Here is a 16,128-nt window from a genome sequence, read left to right as displayed (position 1 = left end):
AGGTGTTTTTTTATTATTTTCTGAATTTAATTCTAAATTCATTCCCCGTGATCCTTTTACTATATTCCCTTTTATGAAAAAATATCCGTACTTGATCTTTTGGATACATTCATTCAAATTCTTGTAATTTTTTTAGATCATGAATCCCATTCTTCTCAAAAAACTCTTATTTCACTACATAACAATTTGTTTTTCACACATATTATTAGTAAATTTCTCCTGGAGGTCTATACATGAAAAAAACAGTCAGTTCCTTACTCTTGCTATTATGCATGATTACTACAAATCAAGTGTACGCCTATTCCCCACAATCACTACCCAGCTCACAGAATTCAAAACAATGGAAAGTCAATATTGATGAAGTAAAGAAAACCGACAAAGGCATGTTACAATCTAAAAAAGGTGTTTTTCACACCTATCACTTCTCCGTACAAAACATCGGAAAAACTGAAGTTTATAACGTTCGAGTAGAAGTATTTCGAAATGAACCAAAAACAGAGACAAAATATGAACTGTTTTCTTTAAAAGAAGCTCGATTAGCAAGTGGGAAAACAGGATTTGAACATGCGAATTTTCCTGTTTCCGTAAAAGCAGATAAAGTAGATGTCATGATTACATGGCAAGAGCATCCTTTCCGTGCAATGCGAAGTGGCCAGAAAGTGGAAGGGAGAAAGTTTAAAGAGCATTTTGTTTTTAAGGAATCTACAAAATAACTATGTATTCTTAAGAAAAGAGCCGCGATTAAATGAAGAATCGCGGCTCTTTTCTTATTATCACTATTAATTCGTACTAATTCCTCGCGCTGCCCAAATCCGATCAATTTCCGCTGCATGTTGTCCTCCGTAAAGTAGTGCATCTGCTTGCTTTATTGCTTTGGCACCATCACGGAATGTCGCATTTGGAGTAAGTGACCAATGGGACTGCAAAATGATTTTTGTTGTTACATCACGACCAAAAGCTTGCGCCATTTCATATTCACCTTGTGCCCAAATTTCTCCATCCGCATGTACTTCGTTCTCAATATCCCTTGGATACACTTTATTATTGTCTAACCGTCGTAAACATGTTGGATTAGAGCTGGAATAAGAAGTCCCATCCCATTCTCCTACACATGCTTTTCCATATCCTGTAGTTGATGTAGCATTCTCATAAGTTGCACCTAAGAAATCTCCAAATCCTTCTCCCATTGCCCCGCCTTCTGCAGAATTTCCGAACCCTGGAACTTGATTATCTTGAATCGAATGCCCATACTCATGTGCAATAATTCCTGCATCCTCTGCATCATCTACCCCACCAGTTCCGAATGTTAAAGCTTTTGTTGACGGAGAGTAGAAAGAATTATCATCTCTCGTTCCGTTCACATTTACTTTAATAGAACGATTATTAATATTATTAAAACCTATTTGTTGGATGTAACGTTGTAAAGTATCGATATGATAATACGCCATTACATCTTCAAAACTATCATTTGAACGTGTGTAATTAAATTGAAGGGTTGAAGATTTTGTTTTTGCCTTTGAAGAAATAGTGACGTAATCTCCAACTAAAAATCCCGTCCCATTTAAACCTTTTAAAGTAACTGTTTTTAATTGATTATTTAATGCTGTGGAATCTGCATCATTATTATCCTTTAAACCAGTTAAGCTGCCACTTGATACGACAGGATTAGGCATAAACACTTTCCCTGTCCCTTCCGCCTTCCGGTTTATATCAACCTTTTTAATTAACTTTCCACTCTCAGCATCAATGACTGTTTCCCACGCACCAAATGGTTGATTGGAGTGGACTACAACTCGGTATACTGGAATAGCAACACCTTCTTCAATGACATACCCAAATTCTTTCATTGTTGGAGCCCATAAATTTTGTTCACTTTCTCCTCCAACATATGCCTTTGATTTTTGTTCTGCCTCTTTTTCACTAATCTTTTGCTTTATGTCTTTCACACTCTGCACAGGCTGATAATCAGAAACTGCAAGTAACCCTTGACCTTTTCCATTAAGGGTCACCGTTATTTGTCTTGAAAATACAGGTGCACCATTTACTACTTGTTGAAATCTAACATATGAAGCTACCTGTGTATCTGTTGTTGAAATATACTGTAGGTCTGATAAATCTGACTTTAATACATATTGCGAAGCATTCGCTTTTAAATATTCGGCTGCTTTTTCCTGAGGAGAATATCTGTCTATCTTTACTTGTTTCTCTTCTACCGCTGAAGCAGTAGATACTGTACCGAGCACTAACGGTATTGCTGTAGCAATTGCCACTACTCTTTTTTTGAACATTAGAACCACTCTCCACTCTCTTCATAAATTTTGAATGTACGAGTAATTCTATAAAAACAATTATATTACCTTTCTCTTTTTCTCATTAAATATAAAGTAATATTTTCTCAATATTTGTGTATCAAAGTAATAAATACTTTCGAAAGATATTATTCGCTATAGAGATTAACCAAACTTGAAAAAGATTTTTAAGATGATCTTCAATTTATTCAATCATGTCCTGCACCAGATCGTTCATAATTACTACTCCTACATTTATTCTAAACAAAAAGAATACTGATGTTTTGATATCACTTATGTTGTTCTAGCATTTTCAACTACAAACAGCTAATAATCCCTGTCTCTTTCGCAGAATAAAAACAAAATCCTGCATGATTCATACAGGATTTTGTAACTGTGTCTTCGATTACATACTACTTTTTGTGATTTAGCTAGCTGGACTCAACTTGATTCGAACCGTTTTCTCACCTAAAGAAATTTCATCTTCCTCTTGTGTTAACGTTTGGAATGTAAATTGCTTTACTAACAAGTTTTCTTCTAATAAACCTTGATGTTTCGTTAATGTTCTCTGTAATTCATCTTCTGTATCAAGGATTACATCTACTCGCAAGTTAACGGGTAAATTTAACTGTTTTCGATACTCTTGAACAGCGCGAATAAATTCACGTGCCACTCCTTCTTGTAACAATTCCTCTGTAACATTTGTATCTAACATTACCGTATATTGTCCGTTTGTCGTATTAGAAAATCCTGCTTTTGGCACTTGTTCTACCAATACATCTTCAACTGATACTGTAATTTCTTCTCCTGAGATAAGCTTAAACATTGCCTTTTCCTCTACAACAAATTTTTGTACTTCTTCTTGCGGTAATTGTTTTAACCATTGATTTACAACATTGACGTTCTTCCCGAATTTCGGTCCTGCCGTCTTAAAATTCAGCTTTAATTGATACGATGTATACTTTGTTTCATCTAATTCTACATGAAATGCTTTTACGTTCAATTCCTCCATAACAATATCACGGTAGGATTTCCAGTCTACTTTCTGCTCATGATGCTCTAGTAATACAAGCTCTGCTAATGGCTGTTTCACTTTTAATGCATATTGATTTCGATTGCTACGTCCGAGTTCTACAACTTGTAAAACAGCATCCATTTCTTGTTCTAGCTTTGATTGAATAAGTGTTTCATCTGCTACTGGATAATCCGTCAAATGAACACTACTTCCTTCCAAGTTAAGATGAATATCTTCTGCTACAAAAGGAGTAAATGGAGCAAGTAACTTGCTAAGTGTAACAAGTACCTCATGAAGTGTTTCATACGCCGCGGTCTTTTCAGGATTCATGCCAGACTCCCAAAAACGACTGCGTGAACGTCTTACATACCAGTTACTTACCTCATCTACAAGAGTCGCAATTTCACGAGCTGCATTTGTAAATTGATACTCATCTAATGCACTTCTTACTTTTTTCGTTGTACTATGAAGACGTGATAATACCCACTCATCTAATTTCGTTCGCTTTACCTCATACTTCTCTTTTGAATCATATTCATCTAAGTTTGCATATAAAACATAAAAACTATATACATTTACAAGTGTATCTACAAGTTTCGACTTCGCCTCTTGGACAGTTCTTTCAGAAAATCGTTTTGCATTCCAAGATGCACTATCAACAAGAAGAGCCCATCTTAATGCGTCTGCACCAAATTTTTCAATTAAGTCTACTGGATCTAATGCATTTCCTTTACTTTTAGACATTTTCTGTCCTTGTTCATCTAGCACATGCCCGAGAGATAATACACGTTTGTATGGTACTTTTCCAGTGTATAAAGCCGCTACTGCTAATAAGCTATAAAACCAACCGCGCGTTTGATCGACACCTTCAGCGATTACATCCGCTGGGAATTGTTCCTCAAAAAGCTCTTTATTTTCAAATGGATAATGATACTGTGCAAATGGCATCGAACCACTATCAAACCAAACATCAATTACTTCTGGCGTACGATTCATTAAGCCACCGCATTTTTCACAGCATACCTTCACTTCATCTACATACGGTTTATGCAGTTCTAAATTTTCTTCTACCTGCCCTCTGCTATGCTTTCTTAATCCCTCGATGCTCTTCGGCGCAAATTGATGATCACAGTTTTCACATTCCCATACATTTAACGATGTTCCCCAGTAGCGTTTTCGGCTAATATTCCAGTCCACCATATTCTCTAAAAACTTTCCAAATCGCCCATGCTTCATATGGTCTGGATACCATGTAACTGCATCATTATTCTGTAAGAACGTCTCTTTAATTTCAGTTGTCCGAATAAACCAGCTCTCTCCAGCATAATAGAGAAGTGGTGAATCACAGCGCCAGCAATGCGGATAACTATGTTCATATTTCTCTTTATGATAGAGCAATCCTTCCCCAACTAAATAACGAACAATATCCACATCACACTCTTTCACAAACTTCCCTTTTAAAAACGGAACAACTTCTGTATATTTACCTTGCTCATCCACAACATGAAGGAACGATAATCCTTCATGTTGCACCACTTTATAATCATCTTCTCCATAAGCTGGTGCGATATGAACAAGTCCCGTCCCGCTATCTCCCGTAACAAAGTCTGCTGAAATAACACGGTATCCATTCGTAACTTCGTCCATAGGAAATGGTGCTGTATATGAAATACCTACTAATTCTGCTCCTTTATGAGTAGATAATACTTGATAGCCTTCTTTTAACACATCATTTGCACGCTCTTTTGCAACAATATAAACGGTTCCATCTTTCTCTGCTTTCACATATTCCATATCCAGATGTACAGCAAGAGCTACATTGGCAGGCAACGTCCACGGGGTTGTCGTCCACCCAAGAAAATATTCATTTTCACTATTCAATACTTTAAATTTCACAGTCGCACTTAAATCTTTTACTGTTTTATAACCTTGCGCTACTTCATGCGAACTAAGTGGTGTTTGACAACTTGGACAGTACGGTGAAACTCGATGCCCTTTATATAGCAGCCCTTTTTCATGAATTGTTCCAAGAATATGCCATACACTCTCAATATAAGGGTTCTGCAAAGTTACATACGGATCATCCATATCAACCCAATATCCGATGCTCTCAGTAAATTCACGCCACTGCTTTTCATACGTAAATACACTTTCTTTACACTTTTGGATAAATGGTTCAATTCCGTATTCTTCAATTTCATGTTTACCAGAAATACCAAGTTGCTTTTCCACTCCTAGTTCTACCGGTAATCCATGTGTATCCCAGCCAGCTTTTCGAAGTACTTTGTATCCAGTCATTGTTTTATATCTTGCTACTACATCTTTAATCGTCCGCCCAAGCGCATGTCCAACGTGCGGTAATCCATTTGCAGTTGGTGGTCCTTCATAAAAAACGAAAGATTGTGCGCCTTCACGATTCCGAATGGATTGCTCAAAGATATTCTGCTTGTTCCACTGCTTACGAATTCGTGTTTCTCTTCCTACAGCTAATTCTTTTACATCTACCTTCTCCATTTACAATCACTCCTTTGAAATTTTGTAAAAGCACACAAAAAACCCGTCCCTATAAGTAGGGACGGGTTTACCCGCGTTACCACCCTAATTCTATTAGTATTTTAACCAATAGCACTTAGCAACGTACTAGCATACGCGTTCTTTGTAACGGTAGACATCCGTCCGAGCTTACTCTATTCAGCCACGGCTCCTCGGAGATGATTTTCAAATAAAGTCTGTACACCGGCTTTCAGCATAACGCCGGCTCTCTGGGGAACAGTACGATATTTTACTCTTTCTCGTCTTCAGATTTGTATACTTTTATTAAAAGTTATTTTATTCCATGAAACAGATAATTGTCAATCAATTCAAAAATATATTTTCATTTTCATCCTAATTTCGTATTTTATACATCGTGAAAAGTTTCTATTACTTTATCGTGCCCATACTTCCTCTAAATCTTCATCTTCTTCTCCAAGTTCTGCAAAAAATCCAGTTTTATCTTCATGAAGAACTGTTTCAAGTTCTGCCTTTGCCTCTTCGTTTCGATTTAAAACAGCTAAATAGCATGTTCTGTTGTATCGAACTAACAAATCTGAAGAATCGAAATAAAATTCAGATTAACAAATGCTTTCTCTACATATTTAGTGTTCTTCTTTTATGTTATCTTTTCTTGTTTTTGTGGAAAAACAAAATTAGATTATAGCCATGAAAAGGTACAACGCCTTAATAAACAAACATGTTAAAAAACCCAGAAACAAAATTCCTAGGCTTTTTCATTCCCCTTATATTTTCCCGTCAAAAATACTGTTTCTTTTAAAAAATTAATTATAAAAAGAATAGCGTATTTTTCGTTATATGAATACAAACTTGTCCTATACTTATTACTAAATTTCCGAATTATTTCCATTTACATAAAACTGAGAACAAAAACATAAAAAAACCGTGAATTATTCACGGTTTTCCCCTTTCGAAAAGCTAATCGCAATTGTTCCAGCGCCTGCATGAACAGCAAAAGATATAGGAAGTGGGTAAATTTGAAACTTCATTTCAGGAAATACTTCTCTAAAATCGGCAATCCATTCTTTCGCCCCTGCTTCATCATTAGCGTGAAAAACATGTACCACTTTCGGAGTGTCTTTTTCAAGTTCAGTTTGCATATACTCTTTACACTTTTGTATTTTACGAACTTTTTTTGTCATCACAACTTCTCCGTTTTGTACTTCTAAAATTGGATTCACGCTTAGTAGGCTACCTAGTATAAACTGCACTCCCTTCACACGTCCACTTGCATATAAACCTTTTAGATCTTTCGGAAATACATAATAAGGACTACGTTCAATGTGTTGTATTGTTTTTTGTATATCTTGTAAAGTCATACCTTCACGGTATAACGTTTGTGCTTTTGTTAAAAGTTCATCCATTGGATAACTTGCTGTTTCACTATCTATTACGATTAGAGGAAATCCTGCCATTTCTGCTGCGAGTATCATATTTTGATAGGTACCACTTACCTTCCCGCTAATTGTGAAAGCAAATCCTTCTTCATATTCCTCTTTACACTTCGAGAAAAGAGCAACCATCTCGCCTAAATTCGGTTGTGATGTAGTTACGGTTACACCTTCTTTTAACGCATCGTAGACACGTTCACGAACACCTTCTTCACAGTCTTTATAGGCAGTTCCATTAATAACAATTTCAATTGGTATAACAAAATTATCTTCACTTGTTGTACAGCTTGCAGTTGTACTATCAGTAAACCAAGCAACTCGCTTCATGCTGTTCCTCCCTTGTATACATCCTTTCCTGAAACTTATCTCACTATTCTATCTATTTGAGTTATGAAAAGGACTATGTTTGTTATCATAACAAGACTATCTCTGTTTTTCTATAGGATATGGATGATTTGAGCAAAGTTTTCAAAATTAATATCGATTCTATCCAAATTCGTACACTATTTCGACATATTTACTTATTCTTCACGATTCCAAAAGTGATTTTCATACTTGGGGCATAGACGAAAGAAGATTCTAAAGTAAATTCTTTAGAGAAGTTTAATTCTGCCTGGTACTGTGCTATCGCTTCATTATACGTCAGTCCTCGGCTTATTAAACGTTCAATAAAACCATCCTTTTCAGCAGGTGTATTACCGATTCCCTCTTCCTTAAGTGCGTGATACAATTGTTGTTTCTCTCTTTGCATCTCATTCGTATTAAGAAAATTCACCTTATCGCTAACCCTGCACTCAATCTTTTCTACACCTAGTTCACTTAAATATATCGGTAATTTCATTCCAATGTTACCATCCGCGCCATTTCGCTTTGCATCTTTTTCAAACAATTTTTGCAGAACACCAAGCTGAATTATTTCAGATTGCTCCAGATTATTCAGGTAATACGAAGACATATTAGAAATCCAGTGTGGTTCAAAACATATGATACTGCCTCCATTAACAACCGAATCTACCATCTTTTGTAACATTGTCTTCGAATCGTTCATATGTAGTAAAAAAGCATGACAAACTGCTATATCATAATTTCTTTCTAATTCGATTTCAGTAGCATCTGCTTCAATAAACTCTACTTCATATGGAAGACTTCGGAATAACTCTCTTGCTTCATTAATTAGTTTCTTACCCTTATCAACTCCTGTATATCTAGACCCTATTGGTAACAGAGGCAATAGGGTCAGCCCTAAATATCCATATCCACAACCGTAGTCAACTATATGAACTGGTTTAGAAATTTTCCAAACTGCATTTACCAAAAAACTTATATAATCATCGTTGTAATATAGATCTCTTGTATTTCTCAAATATTCTAACTGATTATCCCATTCATACTCTTTCAATTTAGTCATCCCCTTTTATTTATATTGAAAGCATTGATTCCATTTGCTTCTTTGAGCAGATGGTAAAATATTTTATAGATATATAAACATTTTTGCATATCCATAAGTATTTAATGTATCTAGAAATCTGGTAAACTCATTTAGACAAAATGGATTTAATGAAAAGTCCAACTAATAGAGATACTATTGTATATATAAAACCCAAGAAAGAAAAGTCTCATTTGCATATTTCAACACAAGTAATAAGAAGAGTATGCAAACGATTATTGGTATAACTCATAATTTTTTGAGTTTCAAATAAACAATTGCACCTAACATAATCGTAAGAGCTGAAAAAAGAATCAAAACTAAGAACATCGGATTACTAAATATTTGTGCCACTTTCTTGATTCCTCCGATATCAAAATTCGGCCTTTATTTAAACAACTTAATGATATTTTTGGCGTTTACTTCATAACCCACTCCGTGCTGTTCACTGGTACTCTCTACAAGCATAATCTGCCTATTGTTTCCTTCTAACCGTACAAAGAAATCTTGTTTATCCCCACTTTTATATTTTAATGTAATTACAGCATTCATATTTTTCAGCGCTTCTTTGTCTAATAACACATCTTTCTTTTTTGCATTTTGAAGACTTTCAAGTTGATATACATGTAAAATCAAGGTAACATTCCTTATTTAGAAAGGAAGTAATAAATATGGGATTATGTGTAGATTTGTTTAAAGAATATGAAAATGAAGAGGAAGTTGTTTATCGTTGTTTATCGTTTTTTTCCTTGTGAAGAGGAAGAAAAATCAGGAAAAATTCAATTTAATAAACTAGAAAAAAGATCTGTGGAGCTAGAACCAGCTAAAGTTGAAAGCGCAGATTACTATTTTCTTAAAGCAGTTGGTTCTATACAAAAACATGCTAGAAATTCAGATGAATTTCCAGAATTTTTATTTTCACAGTCGTAATCACACTTTTTTCAATCCTATTCTTTTTAGTAGATGGAGTTTTAAAGTAAACATAAAAAAGCACTAACTTAGTGATAAGGAAAAGTTTCTTATCACTAAGATGGCGCTTTTGAAATTTAAAAGATAAGCAGTCTATGCTACAACATCCACAAACTTTATGTTAGAAAACACTGACACTACTCCTGATCTTCGGTTTGTTTTAATCTTATGATTGTTATCCACTTCTTCTCAACCATGTCGCCCAAATTCCTTTCCACACTTAGAAACTCACTTTACTTTCTGAACCTATGGACTATAAAGATTTCCAGCACTATATTTCCACGCGACCAGTTCGTAATGCCACCGCCCAATCCTCTCGCCCGTTCTTCTCTGCACTCTCTGCAGCTTTCTCCCAATCATACGGTACTGAAATTTGTTCGATAATCCACCGTGTTGATTCCTTTTCCAGTACTGCATAATTAGCGAGCGGTGATCCTGATTCCATTTTATGAGAAATCGGCAAGTCATCTTTGTACGCTGGAAGACCTATACTCCCTGGATTTACAACGATTTTCCCATCTGGCAAATATACAACTCTAGGAATATGAGTATGTCCACATACAATTATTTGTTGCTTTATGTTTTGAAGGTGTTTCATAATTTCATCTGTAGTCTTCAATACCCCGCCATCTTCTGTCATTTTTTCTAGTAAATATATTTCATCCGAATCTGGTGTTCCATGACAGAAAAAGATATCTTCCATAATATATTGAGAAGGATGCTCCTTTAGCCAATTTAAATGCTCATTTGTTAATAACCTTTTCACTTCATTTAGAGTGGATGATGAATCTTGCACAGGCTCCCACAACATTCGATCACAGTTACCTCTAACGTGATTCATCTTATGCTCCTTTAAAATCTTGATTGTTCCTACAGGATCTAAAGGACCGTATATACTATCTCCTAAATTAAAAATCAAATCCACATTACGATGTGAGATATCTTTTAACACCGCTTCTAGCGCAAAACTATTTCCATGAATATCTGAAATAATAGCTGTTTTTTGTTTCATAAGGGCACCTGCCATTCCAAAATTCTAATCTTTCGAAACTCTATAAATGTCTACACTTAGACTCTGTTTATTTATAAACATCTGCCGCGAGCTGTTTTAAAAGACCTATGTTTATCACTTCAAAGTATCCATTATTCTTTCTTATTACACTTTTATCGCAGAGAGTATTCAATGTTCGTAGTAAGTGCCTATAGCTTGTTCCTAATAATTCCGATGTTTCCGTTAAATTTCCATTAAATATAATTCTTTGTTTAGTATGTGTAGTACATTCTCCTGTCGCAAGAATGTAACTCGCTAATCTATTTTCAAGAGGATACAGTAAATTAATTGTACTATTTTTTGAAAGTCTATTTAACTTATGAGCTAAAGAACCGCAGATACACCTTAAAAAAGTTGCATCACTCAGCAATTGTTCTCTAACTTTTTCTAAAGGTAGACCAATACAATATGAATCAGCTATCACTTGTACATTAGAAGTAATTTTTTGAGAGTGGATTAATTCAACATCCCCTAACATTTGTAAGGTATCATAAAAACATAATAATACAGATTTACCATTACTTAATGTGTTATAGGCCTTTGCTTTTCCTTCAACAAAGAAATACAGATAGTGAATATCTTCATTCTCCTTACAAATATACTCATTCTTTTTAAAGAGTAATAGTTCCATATATGATTTCATGTCATTACTGAAAAATGATGCAATTTTATTCTTTTTCACATAATCGTCTAACTTATGAGAATTACATATTTTCTTCATACATCCCCCACCTTTGTAATTCATTATAATTATAAAGAAAATTTCTTTCTTTCACTATGACATATGTCATAGTAGCTCACGATTTAATCGTGATACATTACATGTAAATTTATAAAGGGGGAACATCATTGTATAATTTACTCTCAATTATTATAGGTGCTTTCATCGCCATTATGATTCCTTTAAATGGAATCTTATCTGAAATGACAGGTAACTATACGTCTAGTGTGATAATTCATATCGTTGGATTAGTTGCCATTGTCATTGTTTTGCTTGTTAGCAAGTCCAAATTTCACATGCAAAAAGGGATACCGCTTTACCTCTATAGCGCGGGAGCTATCGGTGTATTTACTGTATTGTTTAGTAATATTAGCTTCTCAGCACTTGGTGTCTCTATTACTATCGCTTTAAGTCTACTTGGGCAATCTGTTTCATCTATTATTATCGATCATTTCGGCTTATTGGGTATGAGGGTTGTGAAATTTGAAAAGAAAAAAATGTTTGGATTACTACTTATTTCTTCGGGAATCGTTGTAATGACTATTTTTTAATGGAGGGTGGAACCATGTTATATGTCTGTATTGCCATTTTAGCTGGAATTTCCATTGTAGTTGCAAGAATTATTAATGCTAACTTAGCAACAAAAATTGGAATTTTCCAAGGGACATTTGTTAATTATATTACGGGACTGTTTTTTTCATTTTTATTTTTAATCTTTAGCAATGAATCTCTTCACGTATCAACTCCAATATTGCAATCTATACCATTTGTAGTGTATTTAGGTGGGTTAGTAGGTGTTATTGTAATTGTATTATCAAACTATATTACTCCTAAGATATCTTCTTTCTATTTAACGTTATTGATTTTTGTAGGGCAATTGTTTATGGGAGTTTTGATTGATTTTTTCAACTCGGGAGATGTGTCTATTGGTAAAGTTATTGGTGGTTTTTTAGTATTACTTGGACTTACTTATAATTTACTACTAGATAAGACGTATGAACCTGTGAAAAATAGTCGAGTACATTTCTAGCAACATACTAGAAAAGATGGAACGGAACTTTAAAAGTCAAAAATAAAAAAAATGCTACCTTTTTTAAAGGGTAGCATTTCACTTTTACTTTCTTAAAATTCCCTCTAACTGCTTGAAGTATCAAACGTTTCAATAGAGCAATTCCCCTACTATTTTAACTTCAACACTGCGCTTACCGGGTTATGATCACTGTTTTCAAACTTCAAATCATGCCCTTGTACGCTCACAATCTCCACATTTGGAGACACTAAAAATCCATCGATAATCGTAACGAAGTTCTCATCTTCGACATAGCTCTTCGCATTATCACGAACTGTCCAAACAGTATCATCAACAGCCCACTGGAACCCACCATCAGTGAAATCTTCTGGCAGCTGTACTAACCACTCTGGCCATTCTTCTTTAAACTTCGGATCTTTTAACTGCACATCAGATAATAGCTGATTCCAGTCTCCGCCAAGCACAATATAATCGCCATTTTTGTAATGCTTATTCATATACTCTTTCAAAAACTCAACTTGTTGCTTTCGAATGTTTCCGCCCTTGTCATATGCAGATAAATGAACGTTCACCATTCGTAAATATTTCCCGTTATCAACTGGAACCTTATGCTCAACAATCGCTCGATCTAATTCGAATAATTGACGAAGCCACATTTCTCTTCCAGGAAGCTGATATCTCGTCACTTCTTCTACTTTATATTTTGAGAACGAACCAAGGCCACTGTTCGTATATCCGTGCGGCTTCTTAATTGGCACCGGCACCCACTGCGCATTAAAGTTATAACCAAACGTAGACGCATGATCTTTCAATCCATCTTGAAACGCCTTATACTGATTCACATCAAATGAACGAAGTGACTTCTCATCCATCTCTTGCACTAAAATAAAATCAGAATCTTCATTTTGTAAGAAAGACAGCATATTGCTGACATTCTTTTTTGTTTGCTCTTTACTACTAGAGCGCGAACCCGTTCCTCCGTCTAAGAAGAAATCTTGATCCTTATCTAAACCGCCGTAGCCAATATTAAACGTTGTCGCCTTAAACTCTTCCCCGACTTTAAGAACACGCTCGTTATTATTTGCCACCTTCAACTTCTCAATATCCTTATGCTTCACATCCGTAATTACCACATACGTAATAAATGCCGCGACAGCACCAAATATCGAGCCTGTACCCCATAATAAACCTTTCACTGCCTTCTTCAAACTCATGACTCCCTTATTCTCTTTTTATAGTTTGCATACATGGTTATTTTAACATGTTCTAAACTAAAGTAACTCTAAAATATACAATACAAGTTGATTTTGGAGTTATTTTTTGTTTCCTTCGCTTTTTTTTCGGCACTCTGCAACTAGACTGTAAATCAATTGACCACGGCAAGACTATATCAATTTCCCCTTTGTTGTTTAAATTGGTATGGGGTGCGTTTCAAACAAATAACGAAGATGATGATAAAGACTTAAATTGTTCTCTTTTGCAGTTTCAACCACACTATACATGATGGCACTTTCTCTAGTACTTCGCGGTGCATTTGAGATCATCCAGTTTTTTACAAAAAACCTCCACATGTAGTATGTAAGGAGATTCTCTCATGAGTTATTTACAAATAGTAGGTGGGAAATATTTAACGCTTACTTATATATAAAAAAGCTGCCTGTGCTTACAGGCAGCTCCACAGTATTTCCCTAATAAAAATTCAATACTTATATTGTATTAATGTGCGGAGATATTTTGAATCATAAAATTGCTTTACCTACATCTCTTCTGGAGCGCCCATGCCAAGTAAACGTAATCCTTCTTTTAATACAATCGTTACAGTATAAGCAAGTGCAAGTCTACTTTCTTTCTCTTCATTATCTTCTAAAATTCGAACATTTCCATAGTATTTATTAAATGCCTGCGCTACATCTAACAAATATTTCGCAATATGCGAAGGTTCATTTTTAGAAAAAGCTGTTTCAATGACCTCAGGAAATCTATTTAATAATTTTATCGTACTCCAACTATAATCATCGCTTAACTCAAACGACTCTATTTCAAATTCAGCATTTTCTTTTCTTAAAATAGAGCAAGCACGTGCATGTGTATATTGAACATACGGTCCTGTTTCTCCTTCGAATTTCAGCATTTTTTCTAAGGAGAACTCAATATTGTGCATACGTTCATTTTTCAAATCATGGAAAATGACTGCTCCGACACCAACTTGCTTAGCAACCTCCTCTTTTTGCTTTAGGTTTGGATTTTTCTCTTCAATATTTTGCTCTGCAAGCGTAATCGCTTCTTCTAATACTTCCTCTAGTAATACTACTTTCCCCTTACGTGTGGACATCTTTTTACCATCTTTTAAAATGAGTCCAAATGGTACATGAGCCATCCCATCTACCCAGTTATAATCTAATTTCTTTAATACCGTGAAAAATTGTGTAAAGTGCAAACTTTGTTCTGCTCCTACTACATACAGTGCTTTATCAAATGCATATGTGTTTTGACGATATAGTGCTGCTGTTAAATCGCGCGTTGCATAAAGTGTCGCTCCATCTGATTTTTTAATTAAACATGGTGGCATATTTTCTTTTTCTAAATTGACAACTTGCGCACCATCGGATTCTTCTAATAGCCCTTTTTCTTCTAAAATCTCAACAAAATCATCCATTTTATCATTATAAAAAGCTTCTCCTTGGAAGTTCGTAAATTCAACACCAAGCAATTCATAAATACGGGAGAACTCTTTTAAAGATTCATGACGGAACCAGTTCCATAGAAAGACTGCTTCTTCATCACCATCTTCTAATTTCTTAAACCATGCACGCCCTTCTTCTTCTAGCTCTGGCTTCTCTTTGACTTCTTCGTGGAATTGAACATATAATTTGAATAATTCACGAATTGGATCTTCTTTTACAAGTTCTTCACTTCCCCATTTTTTATATGCGGTAATTAATTTCCCGAACTGTGTTCCCCAATCGCCAATATAATTAATTCCTACAACCTCATATCCACACTTTTCAGCGATATGTTTTAAAGAATTCCCGATCATCGTTGAACGTAAATGTCCCATGGAGAACGGTTTCGCGATATTTGGTGAAGAGTAATCGATTACTACTGTTTTTTCTCGCCCAAAATACCCCTGTCCATATTCTTCTTTTTCAACTAAAATCGTTTTTAATACATCACCACTTACTATATGACGGTTGAAAAACACGTTCACATATGGTCCAACTGCCTCCACTTTTGTAAAAAATGAATCATTTAAGTTCTCAGCGATTTCTTTCGCGATAATTGCTGGTGCTTTTTTATATCGTTTGGCGAGCATGAAGCAAGGGAATGCTGCGTCTCCGAATTCATCTTGCTTCGGCGTTTCAATTAGATCTGTAATCTGTTCCAATGATAATTCTGATTCAATTACTTCAAATAAACTTTTTGCAAATTTAATTTTATATTCCATGTTGCTCCCTCCTTATTTTTTAAACACAAAAAACTCGTCTCTAAAAAAGAGACGAGTTATCACCCGTGGTACCACCCTTGTTGTCCACTACGAACCACTTTCCCGTTTATAACGAGGACAGGGGGCCCCGGCTTACTCTACTATTCATTTCAAGCAGCGTCTCCGAAGTGCGCTTCATCCGTTTCTCCGTACTAGGCTCTCACCATCCCTAGCTCGCTTTACTTCTGAACCAGACTACT

The 16,128-nt window shown here is 35.2% G+C and carries 14 protein-coding genes and 2 other annotated features (1 of these 16 only partly in view); of the genes, 4 read left to right on the top strand and 10 right to left on the bottom strand.

Features of this window, described 5'->3' with window-relative positions; all coding sequences use genetic code 11:
• The first annotated feature begins 233 nt into the window (after nt 1-233).
• Complete coding sequence (locus BLV40_RS08465) at nt 234-713, top strand: hypothetical protein (protein ID WP_090688944.1); 480 nt, start codon at nt 234-236, stop codon at nt 711-713.
• Nucleotides 714-779: 66 nt separating this feature from the next.
• On the opposite strand, the gene BLV40_RS08460 is transcribed toward BLV40_RS08465, so the two are convergent.
• The 6 genes from BLV40_RS08460 to BLV40_RS08440 form a co-directional block, all read right to left on the bottom strand.
• On the bottom strand, nt 780-2,288 hold the full coding sequence (locus BLV40_RS08460) for a M36 family metallopeptidase (protein ID WP_090688940.1): 1,509 nt from the start codon (nt 2,286-2,288) through the stop codon (nt 780-782).
• 427 nt (nt 2,289-2,715) lie between these two features.
• Complete coding sequence (gene ileS, locus BLV40_RS08455) at nt 2,716-5,817, bottom strand: isoleucine--tRNA ligase (protein ID WP_090688937.1); 3,102 nt, start codon at nt 5,815-5,817, stop codon at nt 2,716-2,718.
• Between the two features lie 54 nt (nt 5,818-5,871).
• Nucleotides 5,872-6,111 (bottom strand) — a binding site (T-box leader).
• Between the two features lie 119 nt (nt 6,112-6,230).
• Nucleotides 6,231-6,389 (bottom strand): hypothetical protein, encoded by a 159-nt coding sequence (locus tag BLV40_RS28475; RefSeq protein ID WP_170833626.1) that lies wholly within the window; start codon nt 6,387-6,389, stop codon nt 6,231-6,233.
• 357 nt (nt 6,390-6,746) lie between these two features.
• Nucleotides 6,747-7,574, bottom strand: coding sequence for a DegV family protein (locus tag BLV40_RS08450; protein ID WP_090688933.1), 828 nt, complete (start codon nt 7,572-7,574; stop codon nt 6,747-6,749).
• Nucleotides 7,575-7,764: 190 nt separating this feature from the next.
• A complete protein-coding gene (locus tag BLV40_RS08445; RefSeq protein ID WP_026593091.1) occupies nt 7,765-8,646 on the bottom strand; it encodes a methyltransferase domain-containing protein in 882 nt (293 codons plus the stop codon).
• 414 nt (nt 8,647-9,060) lie between these two features.
• On the bottom strand, nt 9,061-9,309 hold the full coding sequence (locus BLV40_RS08440) for a hypothetical protein (RefSeq protein ID WP_090688932.1): 249 nt from the start codon (nt 9,307-9,309) through the stop codon (nt 9,061-9,063).
• Between the two features lie 66 nt (nt 9,310-9,375).
• On the opposite strand from BLV40_RS08440, the gene BLV40_RS08435 reads away from it, so the two are divergent.
• Entirely contained in the window at nt 9,376-9,603 is a 228-nt protein-coding gene (locus BLV40_RS08435; RefSeq protein ID WP_244525355.1) for a hypothetical protein, read from the top strand.
• Between the two features lie 310 nt (nt 9,604-9,913).
• On the opposite strand, the gene BLV40_RS08430 is transcribed toward BLV40_RS08435, so the two are convergent.
• Both BLV40_RS08430 and yeiL read right to left on the bottom strand, forming a co-directional pair.
• Nucleotides 9,914-10,654, bottom strand: coding sequence for a metallophosphoesterase family protein (locus BLV40_RS08430; RefSeq protein ID WP_090688931.1), 741 nt, complete (start codon nt 10,652-10,654; stop codon nt 9,914-9,916).
• Nucleotides 10,655-10,721: 67 nt separating this feature from the next.
• Nucleotides 10,722-11,414, bottom strand: coding sequence for a transcriptional regulator YeiL (gene yeiL / locus BLV40_RS08425; RefSeq protein WP_026592354.1), 693 nt, complete (start codon nt 11,412-11,414; stop codon nt 10,722-10,724).
• A gap of 128 nt (nt 11,415-11,542) precedes the next feature.
• Here yeiL and BLV40_RS08420 point away from each other — a divergent pair, with 128 nt between their 5' ends.
• On the top strand, nt 11,543-11,965 hold the full coding sequence (locus tag BLV40_RS08420) for a DMT family transporter (protein WP_090688928.1): 423 nt from the start codon (nt 11,543-11,545) through the stop codon (nt 11,963-11,965).
• 14 nt (nt 11,966-11,979) lie between these two features.
• Nucleotides 11,980-12,444, top strand: a complete 465-nt coding sequence (locus tag BLV40_RS08415) for a DMT family transporter (RefSeq protein ID WP_090688924.1) — start codon at nt 11,980-11,982, stop codon at nt 12,442-12,444.
• Between the two features lie 149 nt (nt 12,445-12,593).
• Here BLV40_RS08415 and BLV40_RS08410 read toward each other — a convergent pair whose 3' ends face one another.
• Nucleotides 12,594-13,652, bottom strand: coding sequence for an endonuclease/exonuclease/phosphatase family protein (locus BLV40_RS08410; protein ID WP_090688921.1), 1,059 nt, complete (start codon nt 13,650-13,652; stop codon nt 12,594-12,596).
• Nucleotides 13,653-14,200: 548 nt separating this feature from the next.
• Nucleotides 14,201-15,889: an arginine--tRNA ligase gene (argS, locus tag BLV40_RS08400; RefSeq protein ID WP_026592358.1), complete on the bottom strand. Its 1,689-nt coding sequence runs from the start codon at nt 15,887-15,889 to the stop codon at nt 14,201-14,203.
• 44 nt (nt 15,890-15,933) lie between these two features.
• Nucleotides 15,934-16,128: a binding site (T-box leader), on the bottom strand (it continues 20 nt past the right edge of the window).

This window comes from Bacillus sp. 166amftsu, assembly GCF_900107445.1.
Classification (GTDB): Bacteria; Bacillota; Bacilli; order Bacillales; family Bacillaceae_G; genus Bacillus_A; species Bacillus_A arachidis.
This window is presented reverse-complemented; position numbering and strand designations above follow the sequence as displayed.

Bases quoted from the DNA above. Each gene is read 5' to 3' on its own strand.
- ileS (WP_090688937.1), bottom strand. From the start codon at position 5,817: ATGGAGAAGGTAGATGTAAAAGAATTAGCTGTAGGAAGAGAAACACGA.
- BLV40_RS08435 (WP_244525355.1), top strand. From the start codon at position 9,376: ATGAAAATGAAGAGGAAGTTGTTTATCGTTGTTTATCGTTTTTTTCCT.
- BLV40_RS08415 (WP_090688924.1), top strand. From the start codon at position 11,980: ATGTTATATGTCTGTATTGCCATTTTAGCTGGAATTTCCATTGTAGTT.
- argS (WP_026592358.1), bottom strand. From the start codon at position 15,889: ATGGAATATAAAATTAAATTTGCAAAAAGTTTATTTGAAGTAATTGAA.
- yeiL (WP_026592354.1), bottom strand. From the start codon at position 11,414: ATGAAGAAAATATGTAATTCTCATAAGTTAGACGATTATGTGAAAAAG.
- BLV40_RS08450 (WP_090688933.1), bottom strand. From the start codon at position 7,574: ATGAAGCGAGTTGCTTGGTTTACTGATAGTACAACTGCAAGCTGTACA.
- BLV40_RS08465 (WP_090688944.1), top strand. From the start codon at position 234: ATGAAAAAAACAGTCAGTTCCTTACTCTTGCTATTATGCATGATTACT.
- BLV40_RS08460 (WP_090688940.1), bottom strand. From the start codon at position 2,288: ATGTTCAAAAAAAGAGTAGTGGCAATTGCTACAGCAATACCGTTAGTG.
- BLV40_RS08430 (WP_090688931.1), bottom strand. From the start codon at position 10,654: ATGAAACAAAAAACAGCTATTATTTCAGATATTCATGGAAATAGTTTT.